General features: G+C 44.0%; 12 protein-coding genes. 8 read left to right on the top strand and 4 right to left on the bottom strand.

The window, feature by feature from the left end:
- Positions 1-41: 41 nt before the first annotated feature.
- Entirely contained in the window at positions 42-542 is a 501-nt protein-coding gene (locus BY457_RS08290; protein ID WP_258176669.1) for a MarR family winged helix-turn-helix transcriptional regulator, read from the top strand.
- Positions 543-631: 89 nt separating this feature from the next.
- Here BY457_RS08290 and BY457_RS08285 read toward each other — a convergent pair whose 3' ends face one another.
- From BY457_RS08285 to ablA, 3 genes are all read right to left on the bottom strand, one after another.
- Entirely contained in the window at positions 632-2,032 is a 1,401-nt protein-coding gene (locus tag BY457_RS08285; protein WP_106152859.1) for a sodium:solute symporter family protein, read from the bottom strand.
- A 156-nt stretch (positions 2,033-2,188) separates the two neighbouring features.
- Positions 2,189-3,022 carry a putative beta-lysine N-acetyltransferase gene (gene ablB / locus BY457_RS08280; RefSeq protein WP_106152858.1) on the bottom strand — a complete coding sequence of 278 codons (834 nt, stop codon included), beginning with the start codon at positions 3,020-3,022 and terminating at the stop codon, positions 2,189-2,191.
- On the bottom strand, positions 3,009-4,331 hold the full coding sequence (gene ablA, locus BY457_RS08275) for a lysine 2,3-aminomutase (RefSeq protein WP_106152857.1): 1,323 nt from the start codon (positions 4,329-4,331) through the stop codon (positions 3,009-3,011). Before ablA ends, ablB begins: the two co-directional genes overlap by 14 nt.
- Before the next feature lie 569 nt (positions 4,332-4,900).
- Here ablA and BY457_RS08270 point away from each other — a divergent pair.
- The gene (locus BY457_RS08270; RefSeq protein ID WP_106152856.1) at positions 4,901-5,356 is read left to right on the top strand and encodes a YhcH/YjgK/YiaL family protein; all 456 of its coding nucleotides are present in this window, start codon (positions 4,901-4,903) and stop codon (positions 5,354-5,356) included.
- Between the two features lie 114 nt (positions 5,357-5,470).
- On the opposite strand, the gene BY457_RS08265 is transcribed toward BY457_RS08270, so the two are convergent.
- A complete protein-coding gene (locus BY457_RS08265; RefSeq protein ID WP_106152855.1) occupies positions 5,471-5,773 on the bottom strand; it encodes an RNA recognition motif domain-containing protein in 303 nt (100 codons plus the stop codon).
- Positions 5,774-6,040: 267 nt separating this feature from the next.
- Between BY457_RS08265 and BY457_RS08260 the strand changes: the two genes are divergently transcribed.
- The 6 genes from BY457_RS08260 to BY457_RS08235 all read left to right on the top strand — a co-directional run bounded on the left by BY457_RS08260 (position 6,041) and on the right by BY457_RS08235 (position 17,068).
- Positions 6,041-7,210, top strand: a complete 1,170-nt coding sequence (locus tag BY457_RS08260; protein WP_106152854.1) for an MFS transporter — start codon at positions 6,041-6,043, stop codon at positions 7,208-7,210.
- Between the two features lie 168 nt (positions 7,211-7,378).
- A complete protein-coding gene (locus tag BY457_RS08255) occupies positions 7,379-9,577 on the top strand; it encodes a S9 family peptidase (RefSeq protein WP_106152913.1) in 2,199 nt (732 codons plus the stop codon).
- 2 nt (positions 9,578-9,579) lie between these two features.
- A complete protein-coding gene (locus tag BY457_RS08250; RefSeq protein WP_106152853.1) occupies positions 9,580-13,059 on the top strand; it encodes an AAA domain-containing protein in 3,480 nt (1,159 codons plus the stop codon).
- 291 nt (positions 13,060-13,350) lie between these two features.
- A complete protein-coding gene (locus BY457_RS08245; protein ID WP_106152852.1) occupies positions 13,351-14,223 on the top strand; it encodes an electron transfer flavoprotein subunit beta/FixA family protein in 873 nt (290 codons plus the stop codon).
- Between the two features lie 32 nt (positions 14,224-14,255).
- Positions 14,256-15,275: an electron transfer flavoprotein subunit alpha/FixB family protein gene (locus BY457_RS08240; RefSeq protein ID WP_106152851.1), complete on the top strand. Its 1,020-nt coding sequence runs from the start codon at positions 14,256-14,258 to the stop codon at positions 15,273-15,275.
- A gap of 74 nt (positions 15,276-15,349) precedes the next feature.
- Positions 15,350-17,068 carry an acyl-CoA dehydrogenase family protein gene (locus tag BY457_RS08235; protein WP_106152850.1) on the top strand — a complete coding sequence of 573 codons (1,719 nt, stop codon included), beginning with the start codon at positions 15,350-15,352 and terminating at the stop codon, positions 17,066-17,068.
- The last annotated feature ends 105 nt before the right edge of the window (positions 17,069-17,173 follow it).

Below are 17,173 nucleotides of genomic sequence, written 5' to 3'. Positions count from 1 at the left end.
AGAGCTCGGCTGACAGAGTTCAGGTAATAAAGAAACAATTTATGAGTAAGATGGATTACAAAGATATTTTAATAAAAATCAGGCGCATTGTTCGTTCTATTAATCTGGAATCCAAGAAAGTGCAGAAAGATTTCGGGGTGAGTATTCCCCAGATTTTATGTCTTGAATTTTTAAAAGCCTCTCCCGGTTATCAGGCTACTCAGCGCTCTATTCGTGACCATCTGAATCTGAACTCCAGTACCGTGACAGGAATAATCGGGCGCCTGGAAAAAAAGGGTTTTCTTGCCCGGTTACCAAAGTCGGGGGATAAACGGGTTATGCACATCGCTCTAACCTCTTCGGGCGATGCCTTGCTGGAGCGTACTCCTGATTTGTTGCAGCAGCGTTTGGATGAAAAATTGAAAGGACTTTCTGCCGATGAACTGGTCAGAGTAGGGGGTGCTTTGGATTTGCTTATTGAGATGCTGGAGATTGAAGCCAGTCAAGCCGATGAAATGCCTTTAATCACCGGTGATTTTGAGTCAGATACCACCCCGGAATAAAGCGTGGGGTGTTTGTCTGATGCCATTTACATTTGTTTGATTCCTGCACGGCCCCATTCGACAGGGGGCTTTGTGATACTCCCTGATTCTTACTTGCCCACTTTCTGTACAATAAACAAGGTTATGATGGATGCAATCACTCCGGGTACAACCGGATCAAATCCGTAGGGAAGCTCAATTTTCAGAAAGTGAAAAATGGCAAACACTGCCGCTCCCGCCGCCATAGACAACAATCCTGCCATGGGTTTGGGCTTTTTGAAGAAGATAAATCCTATTACCGGAGCCAGCAAACCACTTACCATGAATGAGTAGGAGAGCAGCATCAGATCCAGAACACTGGGCATAAACAAGGCCAGAACAAGTGCCAGTGACCCGAGTACAAAAGTCATGATCTGAGAGACCTTGAGTGTGTTCTCCGACCTTTTTACCTTAAAAATGTCTCTTACAAAATTTCCAGAGGATGCCATCAGGCAACTGTCAGCAGTGGAAAGGATGGCTGAAAAATAGGCTGCCAGAATAATTCCGAGAGCTCCTGTTGGCAGAATGTACTTAAGCATCATGGGCATAGCCGTTTCACTGTCGATGCCAATAGCGGCTTCAGCGGGCACAACTCCGTGATCGATGGATACCTTAGCCATCAGTCCCAGAAAAACACCCAGAAATGCCATTACGGGATATTCAAACAACCCTGCCACAAACCATGCCTTTTGTGCTTCTTTGCGGGAGGATGCCGCATAAATCCGTTGGTAGAGCGTCATTCCAATAAACCAGATGGGGATGATGGAAAATGCCCAGTTGACAATTACCGACCCTTTGATGTTGGTCAGAGAAAGCATTTCTTTGTCAACCGATTCCCGCAATACGTCAAGCCCGCCCACATTGTAAATGGCAAAGGGAACTCCAACAAAAATGAGTCCCGAAAGCAATATGGTCCATTGAATGGTGTCGGTATAAATAACTGCTTTAATTCCTCCCAAAGCTGTGTAAACCACCGCAATGATTCCCATTATCAAGGCCGCATTGTTGACGCTGAGTCCGTCAATGGTGCCTGAAGTGAGTTTGGCGCCTGCCAGAATCTGGCTGCTGGTAAATCCCAGGTAACCTATTGCACTGATGATACCTGCCCAAAAAGCTACTCTTTTGCCGTAGTGGTGGCTCAGCATTTCAGGGAATGTCTGGAATTTGCTGGTAAAGGCAATTTTGTAAACCCGCGGAATTAATACTGCTGCGGTGAGCCAGGCTCCTATCAATCCGGTAAAGAGTATCCAGGAGCCGGACAGACCCATTGCGAAGCCCAGTCCTCCCAGTCCGATGGAAAAGCCACCACCCACATCTGTTGCCACAACGGATAATCCTAAGTGCCAGCGGGTCATCTTTCGGCCACCTACGTAATAATCCTCAGAACTCTGATTCTTTCTGTGAAACCAAAGTCCCACCATGAGCATGGCTGCGATGTAAACAAAGATGATGATGAAATCTATCGGATGCATAGTATTGTTTTATTCTATGGTCTGCAATGGAATTCTGATTTTAATCTCCCCGGGATTGTTGGAGCTTTTGCTTTTTTGCCTGTTCCTCAACCCTCAACTCTCAACCCTCAACTCTCAACTCTCAACTCTCAACTCTCAACCCTCAACCCTCAACCCTCAACCCTTCAACGCCTGCTTATACCACACATTCATACTCTCTATCTGACCTGCAATGTGCGTATTGTTCACCAGTGTGCCGGTATATCGATATCCGTTGTTGAGAAAGGTTTTATTCATGGAAGGAGATTTAAGACGTGCAATGGTGTAAAAGGACTTAAATCCATTGTTTTTCAGGTGCGCCTCCATGGTTCTGAGGAGGTGTATGGCAATTTTTTTTCCACGTTGGGAGGGAAGTACCGCAAAATCGGTCATTTCCGCATTTTTAAGCGATTCGTTGCACTCAGCCGAACTGATGCCGACCAGTTTGCCATCCTGAAATACACCAAAATAGCGGGTCTCTTCGCTCATCTCCTTTTTCAGGAATTCCGTGTCGAAGATGGGGAAGGGGTAACTCTCAAATACTTCGGAGAAAACCTTTACCATTTCAGGAGTGTCTTCAGGAGTCAGCAGTCTCAATATGTGTGTGCTGTCCAGTTCCGGTATCTCACTGTTTGCATCTGATAGCAGCAGATTCTGAAAGACCTCCATCTCTTCCCGGTTGGGGTTTTTCCTCTCCGCATCCCTGTATTTTACCATAAATAGTGCATCTTCCGCACCATTGAAAAAGCCGGGGACCAGTGCTTCTGTTTCATATCCGGCCATCCGGAAAGCGGCACCGTATTTTGAAGGAACTTTGACAAAGAGCTTGGTATAACCATTGCTCTTTGCCAAAGTATCTATCTTGTCAATAATTCCGGGAAAATCGGTTGGCCACAGGTGCATGAGATAAATTCTGTTACTCTCAGGTCCATGCTGTATGGTCGATTGTCCGAGTTTCTCAGTCTTGTCCATTATCGTCCCTTCTTTGAATTCGTTCATTGTCTGATGGTACCAGTGAAATGGCATCATCGTAATCGGACAGAAGTTTTTCTATTCCGATGGCATTCTCTTCGTAGCCCTCCTGCAAGTCGAGCTCCAGGTTGCAATTGTCACAATTTCTGTCACATGTGGTTTGCTGATAATTGTCGGGTTCTTTGTACGAAGTAATTACCCCTTCGTAGTTTCTGAGAATTACCCTGTTGGTTGACCATGAAATGATGTAATTTGGCATCACCGGTATCTTACCGCCACCGCCGGGAGCATCAATTACATAGGTTGGAACCGCAAAACCACTGGTATGACCTATCAGGCTTTCTATGATTTCAATCCCCTTGCCTACCGGAGTGCGGAAATGTGACAATCCTTCTGACAGGTCACACTGATACAGATAATAAGGACGTACCCGGTTGGCAACGAGCTTGTGTACCAGGTCTTTCATGATTCTGGGGCAGTCATTCACATCGGCCAGCAATACCGACTGGTTACCCAAAGGAATACCGGCATCAGCAAGTTTCCTTAGTGCCTCTTTCGAAGATGAGGTTATTTCCCGTGGGTGATTAAAGTGTGTGTTGATCCAAATCGGGTGGTGCTTTTTCAGCATATTCACCAGGTCATCTGTTATTCGGTAAGGGAGTACAACAGGAGTACGTGTTCCGATGCGGATGACTTGTATGTGGTCAATTTTTCTTAGTTCTGTCAGAATCCAGTCCAGATAATCATCAGAAAGCAGGAACGGATCACCTCCCGAAAGGAGTACGTCTCTTACCTGTGGAGTTTTTCTGATGTAATCCAATCCTATTTCCACTTGCGATTTGCCGGGTACAAAATCCTGATCACCCACTTTTCTTTTGCGGGTACAATGGCGGCAATACATGGCGCATACATTGCTGACATGAAAAAGAACTCTGTCGGGGTAGCGGTGGGTAATTCCGGGAACCGGGCTGTCGGTATCCTCGGAAAGCGGGTCGCCCATTTCATATTGGGTGACGTGTAATTCTCTGTTGTCCAGAAATGACTGTTTGTAGATAGGGTCATGTCTGAAATTCTCTTTTTTAATTAGAGAGAGATAGTAAGGAGTGATGCTGAGAGGGAATTTCCCCTTAGTTTCTTCAAGTTGTTTTTTTTCCTCTTCCGGAAACTTAATTCCCGTTAGCTCTTCAAACTTGTCAATGGTTTTAATGGAGTGTTTGAGATGCCATTTCCAGTCCCGCCAGTTCGACAGTTCGGAAGAAGAATCAATTTTTGTTGCAATTCTTTGTTGATTTGCTGTGAAGATTGCCATAATATTCAGTTTGGTGAATAATCAGTTTTTTGGGTCAGGGTTGAAAAGTCATTTTTTGATGGGATTTTTAACTCCGAAACCTGATTGTTTCTGCGCGACAAAATTAATCATTTTTTTTGAAACGGGAAACGGGAGGCCGGTATGGTTAATGGTTTGAAAAGATTTTGTCCGGGTTAAGTGCCTGTAAAAGTGAACATTGTGTGATTTTTTGGTTTTTGTGTTTTGAGATTCATGGCTGATTGAACAGAACGGCTGTTTTTATTTGTTTGTATGCGAACTAAATTTAGATTGATTTGTAATTTATTGTTGTCTGCACACTTCCGTTGTTGCGGATGAATGTTGGTGTACAAACATAGTTGTGTTGAATTTTTCTTTGTAATTGGAAATTACGACATTTTCGGGAAAAGTGCCATTTAAAGATAATGACACGCTAAAAATTCAGCGATACGCATTTTGTAAGATTCGATTTCATGGATTATTCATTGAATTTTTCCCCGAAAATTGATAAAATTGTATGGTGGTGATGAGTGAAAAACCTCTGAATGTAGTTTCTTTGTAAGAAAAATATTATGGTTATAGATACTTTTGAAAATGCAGCACGTTATTATATGTTGCATCCGGCCATGGAGATCGTGCTGGATTATTTGGAAAATCTTGATCCTTCTGATTTTGAGGCCGGAAGAGTTGAGTTGAGTGGCAGTGATGTTTTTGTTAATGCCATGGAACAATCCACTGTGTCGGAAGATGAAGCAGTGTGGGAATCACATGAGAAGCATATAGATATTCATTATCTGATGGAAGGTCATGAAATGATTAAGTATGCCGAGGAGTATAAAATGGAAGTGGAAGTCCCTTATGATGAGGAGAAAGATTGTACTTTATTCACAGGCGATTCCGGAATGAAAGTCAATCATCCAAAGGGGGCTTTTATTATATTCTTTCCCGAAGAGATTCACAAAGCAATGGTTACCGATGGTATCCCCTCGAAAGTGAAGAAGCTGGTAGGAAAAATTAAAGTGGATTAAACCGATAACATGAAAAAAGGGGCGACTGCACAATTGCAATCGCCCCTTTTATATTTTGCAAATTATTTAGTCCGTCTATAAACTAAGCAAAATTTGTTTCTGGACAGAAACTTTTTAGTATCTGCGTTGTCCCTGGTTGCGGTTCCCACCACCGAATGAACGTTCACGACCTTCGCCTTTCGGACGGGCCTTCTTAACCACGATGGGGCTGTTGTCGAAGAGGCACTCGTTCAGGTCTTTGATGGCCTTCTGAGCAGCGTCATCTTCTTTCATTTCAACAAAACCAAAGCGTTTTGAGGATCCGGTTTCCCTGTCCATAATTACTTTGGCTGATACTACTTCGCCATATTCGGCGAACAAATCGTTTAAGTCTTCGCTGGTTGTTGCGTCACTTAACTTTGCTACAAAAAGATTCATTAAAAAAATGTTTGAGATGACCGACACTTCAGAGCACTGACAATGCCCGCACCCGTATGGGATGAGCCGTGTATTTGCACTGAAATATGTGTGATCATAAAATGTAAATAAAAAGAACTTAAATAGAAGTGTAGCAAGGCAATTCAGTTTAAGGAAGCGTAAAAGAAGTGCAATACGTATAAATCTATTGGGTGCAAAGAAACAACCTTTTTTCTGTTTTTTAGTTATTTTGGTATGTGAAAAATGTATAAATAATTACTTGCTGTTATGATGTTAAAGCCCGTAAGGACTGTTTTTGCTGCTGTTACAATGATGTTAGCTCTGGGTAGTATCTATGCCTGGAGTATTTTTGTTCCCCGGTTGGTTGCCGACTATGGTTTTTCTACCGGACAAACTCAACTTATTTTTGGTGTTTTTATTGCCGTTTTTACCGTGGCCATGGTTTTCGGCCGTTCATTGCTTGCTACGATGGGGGCTAAGAGACTGGCACTTCTTGCTTCCGGATTATATACCGTCGGATTTCTTGTAGTACCTGTGTTCGGAATTCACTTTCCGGTAATGCTTCTGGGAATCTCTGTTTTTGCAGGTGTCGCTACCGGTTTTGGCTATCTGATATCTATTACCATACCGGTGGAGTGGTATCCCAAAAAAAAGGGGCTGGTTACAGGACTTGTTTCTGCCGGCTTCGGAGGTGGAGCTATTGTTGAGTCTATGGTGGTTCAGGAGTTGTTTGTTGCAGAGATTCCATTGCCACAGGTGTTTCTGTTGATTGGGCTTAGTAAAGGAGTTATCCTGGCTGTGGCTTCATTTTTTATAGACAGACCCTCCCTGAGTGATGATTTAAGCCCTTTGGTACCAATGAATCGACTATTAAGGCAAAGTCAATTTTTAAAAATGTTTCTTGGTATTTTTACCGGAACGTTTGCCGGCCTTCTTGTGATTGGGAATCTCAAACCCATCGGAGAGCAATTCCCGATTGATGAAACAACTCTTGTATTGGGCATCACCGTATTTTCGGTGGCCAATTTCAGTGGTCGTTTATTTTGGGGATGGCTCAACGATTTTGTTAGCGGTAATGTTTTGATTCCGCTTTCTCTTCTTTTAATGGGCATTTCTACTCTTTTGATCGGACTTCTTCATTTAAGTCCGTTGCTCTACCTGGCCATTTCTTTTGCAGTTGGCTTCAGCTTTGGTGCCAATTTTGTAATATATGCCAAAGAGACTGCCCAGATATACGGGTTGAACAATCTGGGGAAGATTTATCCCTTTGTTTTTCTGGGATACGGTGTGTCAGGATTTGCCGGTCCCTTTACCGGAGGCGTGCTGAGAGATATTTCAGGGAATTATCAGAATCCGGTATTTGTTGCCTTTGCTTTGTGTATGGTTGTTTTTCTGGCAATGATCTTATTTTTCCGAAATCAATCTAAAAGTAAATGAAGGTACCTCCGGGGGGTATGGCTTTCCGATATTTCTTCGGTAAAATGATAAATTGTGGTTATTTTTGTTCTCTTCTCCGATGTATTTAACACTACAGTTTTATCGGCAGTTGGTGAAAAAAAACAGCAGAGAAGAGTGTTTTTTCAAGAAACTTCAGCTTTTGATATTATGCAAAAACTTACATTTTTATTTCTGACAATTATTCTTTTTGGTTCGGTGGTTAACGCTCAGAAAAAGCAGATTACCATTGAAGATATTACCAAAAACGGCACTTTTTCTGCCAAACGAATCGACGGTCTTCGATCCATGAAGGATGGTTTACACTATACTGCATTGGAGGATGGCGGAACCAAAATCGTTAAGTATTCCTATAAAACGGGAGAGGCTGTGGAAGTTGTTTTTGATATCGAAAAAATCAAGCGAAATCCATCAGAAGTAAAGAATATCAGTGGTTATGAATTTAGTCCGGATGAAACAAAAATATTGATTTACAATGATGTGGAGCGGATTTATCGTCGTTCCTTTCTGGCCAGCTATTACGTTTATGATCGAAAATACAAAGAACTTGTTCCTCTGGCAGAAGAAGGGAAGCAGCAGGTACCAGCTTTTTCGCCCGACAGTTACAAAATCGCTTATGTCCGAAACAATAATATTTATCTGAAGAAGTTGCGCTTTGGTACTACCAGTGCTGTAACCGAAGATGGGGAAGAGAACAAAATTATCAATGGAATTCCTGATTGGGTTTATGAAGAGGAGTTCGGATACAACAGAGCTTTCGAGTGGTCACCTGACAGCGAGAACCTGGCTTATGTGAAGTTTGATGAGTCTGAGGTTAAACAATTCTCCTTCCCACTTTATAAGGGCACTCATCCTGCCCGGGAAGAGTTTGCACTTTATCCGGGGCAATACAAATTCAAATATCCAAAGGCTGGAGAAGCCAACGCTAAGGTCTCGGTTCATGTGTTTAATGTGAAAAACCGCACCACAAAAGCGATGGATGTCGGAGAGTTGGATGATTTTTATGTGCCCCGCCTTCGCTGGAGTTACCATCCCGACAAGTTGGGGGTTTTGAAAATGAACCGCATGCAAAATCAGCTGGAGTTGTTTATCGCCAATCCGGCTTCCGGAGTTGCCAACGTGCTGCTGACGGTTCGGGAGGATAAGTTTATCACCGAGAATGTGCTGGACAATATTCAGTTTCTTCCTGATGGGGAGCATTTCTCCTATGTTGGTCAGGATGATGGTTTTAATCATTTATATCTGTATTCCATGGCCGGCATTCAGGTTCGGCAACTAACCACCGGAGAATGGGATATCACCGATTTTTACGGGTTTGACGCTGATGAGGAGTTGTTCTATTTCCAGGCCGCCAAAAAATCACCGCTTAAGCGCGAAGTTTATTCTGTGGATTTGGAAGGAGAGGAGCTGCTACAGCTAACTCCGGATGAAGGGTATAATTCAGCTGATTTTAGCAAACACTTCAAATACTTTGTGAATACGCGATCATCGGCCAACGAAGTTCCTGTTGTTTCAGTTTTTGAAGCTGATGGTGATCTGGTTCGTGTTGTAGAGGATAACAGCGCATTGGCCGAGCGATTGGCCACTTATGAAGTTCCTCAAAAAGAGTTTTTCCAGTTTGAGACCTCTGAAGGTATTCAGTTGAACGGATATATGATAAAGCCCTTGGGTTTTGATGAGCAAAAACGTTATCCGGTATTGATGTCTCAATACAGCGGGCCTAACTCGCAGGAGGTGTTGGATCGTTATGGTATCAACTGGGAGCAATATCTGGCATCCAACGGCTATCTGGTGGTTTCAGTGGATGGCAGAGGAACCGGAGCCCGTGGAGAAGAGTTTCAAAAATCCACCTACAAGCAATTGGGGCGACTGGAGTCGGATGACCAGATTGAGACTGCCCGGTATCTTGGTTCGCTGAATTATGTGGACGCTTCCCGAATTGGTATCTGGGGATGGAGTTTTGGCGGTTATATGTCCTCTATTTGTTTGAGCAGAAGTGATCTTTTTAAAGTGGGTATTGCGGTTGCTCCTGTGACCAACTGGCGTTATTATGATACCATTTATACCGAGCGTTTTATGCAAAAGCCGCAGCAGAACGCCCGGGGGTATGACGATAACAGTCCCATCAATATGGCGGAGAATCTTAGCGGACGGTTGTTCCTGATTCATGGTAGTGCGGATGACAATGTGCATTTTCAGAATACCATGGAATATGCCGAACAATTGATTCAGGCCGGAAAGCAATTTGACATGTTTGTATATCCAAACCGGAATCACAGCATCTATGGAGGAAATACCCGTCATCACCTCTATACCATGATGAGTCAGTATCTTTTTGATAATCTTTAGTAATGCAAAATCCTGCCCGCCAGTTCTTTGACGACCTGATAACCATTGAAGAAAATGAAGCTTTTTCGCTTGTCGAAAAGGTTGTCAGGCAGCGGATTTCTCTGGAACGATGCTGTAAGTTTCTTACCAAAGAGGATGGACTTACTTTTTCCAATCTTTTCGGGCGATTGGAGTATCTGTGCAATAAAAAACAGCTCAATAAAAGGCAAAAGAGCCGGTTGCATGAATTCAGAATCTTTGCCAATAAAGTCGTTGGTCAGAGACTAAATCCGGGAACGGAGGAATACTATCGGGGGCTGAAAATTCTGGCAGAATCATATGGACTGTTCTTTGGAGTGGAGATTCCTGCCGAAGTAAGTCATTTGTATGCTACGCACAACCATGGAGAGGAGGTAAAAGGGAGCTACCACGTTAATCCTTCAGGTTTTCGGGCGATATTACTGAAAAAGGACACCGAAAACCATGAATTACTGGTTCAGCCTGATGTTCCCGGCGGTTCTTCTCCATTGGTGATATTGTATGACCTCGAGAACGTGAACCACGAATTGACACCATCTGTGGAGTTGATGCAACCGGGACAGCAACTCCAGTTGTTGGAAACGCACAGAAATGACGATGGTAAAGTGGTAGCCGGACTTATTGTTCTGGAGCCGGATTACCTGCTCGATGTTACTTCGGTTGCCAAATGTTTTCAGAATATTCAGGGGCGAAAAATCAGAGCTTTTGAACTGTTCTTTGTGGGGCGTTCAGAGACAAGGAAGTTATCAAAGGCTATTCATAAAGGGAATGTGGCCAACCTTTTTTTTGACGAGTTATTGAATGAACGGCCCGGTGCAGAAAAGAAGTTCCGGAGTGTCCTGATGGATTCGTTCCGGTTCTTTCCACTGCCTTATACATCTCTCGATGGAATTAACAGAGCGTATTTTGATGAGTTGGAGCAGCAGTTTGTCAATCTCAGACGGGTGGTGGACAGCGATTTCCTGAAAGGCGACCATCAGCCCATCGACCGGCAGAAAAGTAATCTGGAAGTTTCCCTGATGAGTCCTGAGGTAGGTCTGCAGGGCCGGATGGACTTATTTGATGAGACTGCCAGTGAAAGCGGAAATTATCAATCCAAGATTATAGAACTTAAATCGGGGAGACTGCCTTTTCCTGCACAAGATCCTTCGGTGGTGGCCGAAGATCATGCTGCACAGGTGCGGATGTATAATTTGATGGCCCAGAGGGTACTGGGTTATGATCCAAAAAAGATTTTTAACGCGGTACTCTATTCTGCCTCCCCAAATAGTGGTGAAGCCTTACGCTATGTCTCTCATTTTAAAAGCTTCGAGCGTGAAATATTGAATGTCAGAAATCAGATTGTTGCCTGGGAGTATAGGTTTGCAGCTGATAAGGAACCCTTTTTATTTTGTGAGGAATTTGTTCGTAACCTGGATGTAAAAAAGTATGGGTTAAATGTTGGCGACAAGAGATTCTCCTGGTTTTTTAATAAGTTTCTTGATTTTAAGCATCTTATTTTGGAACGGATTACCCCTCTGGAGCGCGCATATTTCTTTTCTTTTGTCTCGTTCATCAGCCGTGAGAAAATTCTCAGTAAAGTGGGCGACGGCGAATATACCAAGGGCTTATCTGCCCTTTGGAACAAGACAGATCTGACAGATGAGGATGCATTCAACGAATTGCGCAATCTGACTATCACTGAGAATCATGCCGATACCGAAAGTGCATCCATCAGACTTCAAAGGCCGGCGACCGGCGATAAGTTCATTAATTTCAGGAGAGGAGATATTTGTGTTTTGTATCCTCATGTAAATGAGAAATCGCTTGCCACACAACACCGGGTGCTGAAGTGCTCCATTGAATCGCTTAGCAATGAGGAGGTCTCCGTACGTTTACGACAGAAACAGAGTTCTCTGGATTACTTTAAGGACTTTTCCTCATGGGTGTTGGAGCACGATTCCCTGGATAATAATTTTGAACAAATGCATGCCGGTTTGTTTGAATTTCTTAAGCTTCCCGAAAGTCGCCGGCAATTATTACTGGGATTGATTCCTCCCCGAACTTCAGGAGGGGAGGTGAAAGAGCTTGTTGCTGAAGATTCCGGGTATCTTGAGGAGAGCCGAAATGAGCAAAACCGGGTTCTTTCGGAAGCTTTGAATGCCAAAGACTACTATCTGTTGGTGGGGCCCCCCGGAACCGGAAAAACCAACCTTTTTTTGAAACGTTTGGTTGAAAATCTTGTTCAGGAAACCGCCCTGAATGTCCTTTTGGTCAGCTATACCAATCGCGCCGTTGACGAAATGTGTTCTTCCGTGCGTGATCTGGTGAGTGACCGGATGATTCGCATTGGTTCCTCTCTAGGATGTGACAGGGCGCATGAGGATTTGTTGCTTGATAGACAAATAGCCTCTCTCAGCAACAGAAAAGAGATTCGGAAACTCATAGAAGATACCGGACTTTTTGCCGGCACATTATCTTCTGTGTTGGGGAAGAATGAGTTGTTTGAGTTGAAGCAATTTGATGTGGTTATTGTGGATGAAGCTTCTCAAATTCTGGAGCCTAATATTATTCATCTTTTGGGAAGAGTTAAAAAATTTGTGCTGATAGGTGATGAAAGACAGTTGCCGGCTGTTGTAACGCAATCACCCGAAGAGTCGGTAGTTAAAGATGAAAAACTGAATTCCATCGGATTGTTTGACCGTCGAAATTCTTATTTCGAGCGATTGCTTTATCTGTGTAAAAAAAACAACCGGGATGATGCCTGGGGTGAACTGACTTTTCAGGGGCGTATGCATCCCGATTTATCCGGCTTTGCCAATAAGTTTTTTTACAACAATAAGCTCAGGACTGCTGCATTGCCCCATCAAAGCGGGCAGCTGGTTGCTGACGGATTTGTTGCCGGGACTCAACTCTCCTCATTGATTGCATCACACAGGATGGTATTTATTCCTTCTGCTTTTGCAATGCGGGATATTTCCGAAAAATACAACCCGCTTGAGGCAGCCATCATCAGTAAGTTGTTACAGGAGTTGGTGACTATTCATGGTCTTAAAAGTGATGAGGAAATTGTGGAGCGTGTCGGGATTATTACACCGTACCGCAATCAGATTGCGGCCATTCGTAATCAGCTGGAAAGAGATGGCTTTAGTTGTTTTGACTCCATACAGACCGATACCGTTGAGCGTTACCAGGGAAGTCAGAAAGATTTTATACTGGTATCGTTTTGCATGAACAAATCATCTCAACTGGATTTCCTGGTGCAAAACCGGGTGAAGATTGAGGATAGATCCAGAGACCGGATGGTGCCTGTTGAGGTGGATCGAAAGCTGAATGTGATGCTCACGAGGGCCCGTAAGCAAATTATCCTAACGGGAAATGAAGCTGTTCTTGGCTATGATTCCATTTACGGAACTTTGATTGAAGACATTCGGGCGAATGGGGGATATTTTCAGAAAGGGGGCAAGGCTATTGTTGAAGATTAGTAGTCCGTCCATTACTAAATACATATTAAGACCAGTTTTAAATTACATCCTCTTCTTTATTTTATTTCCATTTCAACCCGTGATTACCTCTTTTCTTTATGCCGAATTATAACTATCTGAGGGGGCGTTTTTTAACAGTATTTTGTTCTTTTTCTTCGGGGGAAATCCGAATGTTCGAATATTTAAATATTTGTATAACAGAATCTTTGATGTGTTTGGGGATTGCACTGTTTTATTATATTTGTGATGCTTTTGAAAGAAATATTATCAAATTTAAACACATTATAGAAAATGGGATTAAAAATTATTGTTCTTGCCAAGCAGGTGCCCGATACCCGCAATGTGGGCAAGGATGCCATGAAAGCTGACGGTACCGTGAACCGTGCTGCTCTGCCGGCTATTTTCAACCCGGAGGACCTTAATGCGTTGGAACAGGCCCTGAGACTTAAAGACAAATATCCGGGAACTACCGTGACATTGCTGACTATGGGACCCGGACGTGCTGCCGATGTTATTCGCGAGGGTTTGTTTCGTGGTGCCGATGATGGTATTTTGTTAACCGATCGTGCATTTGCCGGCTCCGATACACTGGCCACTTCATACGCCATATCCTGTGCCATCAGAAAAATTGCAAAGTATGACCTTATTATCGCCGGTCGTCAGGCTATTGATGGTGACACCGCGCAGGTAGGGCCGCAGGTTGCCGAGAAACTTGGTATTCCGCAGGTTACTTATGGAGAAGAGATTTTTAGTGTTGAAAAAGGAAAAGTTTCCATGAAACGCCGGCTTGAGAGAGGTGTGGAGACCGTTGAATGTCCGGTGCCTGCCGTGGTTACCATCAACAGCTCGGCTTCTTCCTGTCGTCCGCGTAATGCCAGACTGGTGCAGAAATACAAACATGCGCAAACCATCACAGAACGTCAAAATCAGGCAGAAGATTACATCGATCTGACCAATGATCGTCCCTATCTTAACATTCCGGAATGGAGTGTCAACGATATTGAGAGTGATCTCCAGATGCTTGGGCTGTCAGGTTCGCCTACCAAGGTAAAGCAGATTGAGAACGTGGTTTTCCAGGCTAAGGAATCAAGGAAGATTCAAGCCAATGATCAGGAGATTGAAGATCTGGTGAAAGAACTGATTGCCAATCATACCATCGGTTAGAGACGGCTTACGAACTTAAAACGAATTTAGAAATGGACAATATATTTGTTATTTGTGAAATTGAAGATGGCAAGGTCGCCGATGTAAGTCTTGAATTGCTTACCAAAGGACGGTCGCTGGCCAATCAGCTCAATTGCAAATTGGAGGCTCTTGCCCTGGGCCATAAACTCAAGGGAATTGAAGATCAGATCTATCCTTATGGTGCCGATGTGGTGCATGTGGGAGACGATAAACGTCTGGAGCCTTATACTACTCTGCCTTTTACTTCCATCATAGTAGAACTCTTCAAAAAGGAGAAGCCACAGATTGCTCTGTTGGGAGCCACCACTATGGGTCGTGATCTTGGACCCCGCGTCTCTTCTGCTTTGCAGAGCGGCCTTACGGCTGACTGTACCTCACTTGAGATCGGTGATCATGAGGATAAAAAAGCCAAAAAGACTTATAAAAATCTGTTGTATCAGATTAGACCTGCTTTCGGAGGCAACATTGTGGCTACCATTATCAATCCCGACTGTCGCCCTCAGATGGCCACCGTTCGGGAAGGGGTAATGAAAAAGGAGATTTTCTCTAAAACCCAAAAGGGAGCTTTAAAGACTATTGACGTAGGGGCAATACTGAAGCCTGAAGACACCGTGGTAAAGGTAATTGAGCGTCACATTGAAAAGAATCGTGTGAATATTAAGAATTCCTCTATCATTATTTCAGGAGGTTATGGAATGGCTTCCAAAGAGAATTTCTCTGTCCTGTATGAATTGGCAGAGGTGCTGGGAGGTGAAGTAGGGGCTTCCCGTGCAGCCGTTGATGCCGGCTTTGCCGATCACGATCGTCAGGTTGGGCAAACAGGAGTTACGGTACGTCCCAAACTTTATATTGCCTGTGGTATTTCAGGACAGATTCAGCATACAGCAGGAATGGAGGAGTCGTCTATGGTCATTGCCATTAACAATGATCCCGGAGCTCCCATCAATAAAATTGCCGATTATGTCATAACCGGTGATGTGATGGATATTATTCCTAAGCTTATCAAGTCGTATAAAAAGAACTCCAAGTAGAGTTTTTTTAATGTTGTATCTTTTGATCCGAAGGCACTGGATGCTTTTTCGGACCGATAAATAAAAGAGAAAAAATGGCTAATTTTTTTACAGATAATCCGGATCTTAAATTTCATCTTTCACACCCGTTGATGAAAAAGATCGTGGCCCTCAAAGAGAATGATTTTGAGGACAAGGACAAATTTGATTATGCGCCGCTGGACTTTGAAGATGCCATGGACAGCTACGAAAAGGTGTTGGAAATTGTGGGTGAGATTAGTGGCGATATTGTGGCTCCCAATGCGGAAGGTGTTGATGCCGAAGGGCCTAAGATTGAAAACAATGAAGTGGTTTATGCAAAGGGAACTCAGGAAAACCTGGATGCCCTGGTAAAAGCCGGACTGATGGGAATCACCCTGCCCCGAAAGTATGAGGGACTTAACTTTCCTATTGTGCCTTACATCATGGCAGCGGATTTGGTTTCGCGTGCCGATGCCGGTTTTGTCAATATCTGGGGACTTCAGGATTGTGCGGAAACCATCAATGAATTTGCAGATGAAGATCAAAAAATGCGCTTCCTGCCACGGATCTCACGTGGGGAGACTGCCGCAATGGATCTCACAGAACCTGATGCCGGATCTGACCTTCAGGCTGTACAGCTGAAAGCTACTTTTAATGAAAAGGATGGGAAATGGTACCTCAACGGAGTAAAGCGCTTTATCACCAATGGTGATGGCGATGTTTCACTGGTTTTGGCCCGTTCTGAAGAGGGAACTACTGACGGCCGGGGGTTGTCCATGTTTATCTATGACCGTGCCCACAAGGCTGTGAAAATACGCCGGATTGAGAATAAAATGGGTATCAAAGGATCACCTACCTGTGAACTGGTATTTAAAGATGCTCCTGCCGAATTGGTGGGATCCCGTAAATTGGGGCTAATCAAGTATGTGATGGCCTTGATGAATGGTGCCCGCCTGGGAATCGGTGCGCAGTCAGTTGGTATCAGCGAAGCGGCTTACCGTGAAGCGTTGGAATATGCCAAAGAGCGGGAGCAGTTTGGCAAAAGCATTATTAAGTTTCCTGCCGTCTATGAATTGCTGGCCACTATGAAAGCTAAGCTGGATGCTTCCCGTACCCTGCTTTATGAGACCAGCCGTTACGTGGATGTCTATAAGGCCTATATGCATCTTTCCGAGAAACGTCAGTTGACCAAGGAGGAACGTGATGATATGAAGTACTATCAGCGGTTGGCTGATTTCTTTACTCCTCTGCTTAAGGGAATGAGTAGTGAATATTGTAACCAACTGGCTTATGATGCTTTACAGATTCACGGTGGTAGTGGTTTCATGAAGGATTACCCCATTGAACGCATCTATCGTGACGCCCGGATTACCACCATTTATGAAGGTACCACACAGCTTCAGGTGGTTGCTGCCATTCGTGGAGTGACAACCGACGGATACCTGAAGCGAATTCGTGAGTTCGAGGCTATGTCTTTGCGCCCTGAGTTGCACGGTTATCGCCGTACGCTTATCGGCATGACCGAGGAGTATGAAAAGGCCGTTAAAGCTGTTGTTGCAGTGAAGGACAATGAGTATCTGGATTTCCATGCCCGTCGTTTGGTGGAGATGGCCGGACATATCATTATGGGGTATCTGCTTTTGCTTGATACCGAACGTGACGATAAATTCCGCAATTCTACAGAGATTTATATCCAGATGGGACGGGCCGAGAACCGTGCACGTGCTGAGTTTATTGCCAACTCGTCGTTGAATGACCTGGGGCAATTTAAACAGGTTCAGGAATCGGTTTAACGGAATCCCGGATTTTAGAATAAAAGAAATGCAGCACTCCTGATGGTTTGCTGCATTTTTTATGACGTAAGGCTCGTAGAAATCCCTCACCTCTCATCCCTCATC

The organism is Marinilabilia salmonicolor (assembly GCF_003003035.1).
Lineage (GTDB): Bacteria > Bacteroidota > Bacteroidia > Bacteroidales > Marinilabiliaceae > Marinilabilia > Marinilabilia salmonicolor_A.
The sequence above is the reverse complement of the archived record's forward strand: the minus strand, read 5'-3'. Positions and strand labels throughout refer to the sequence as shown.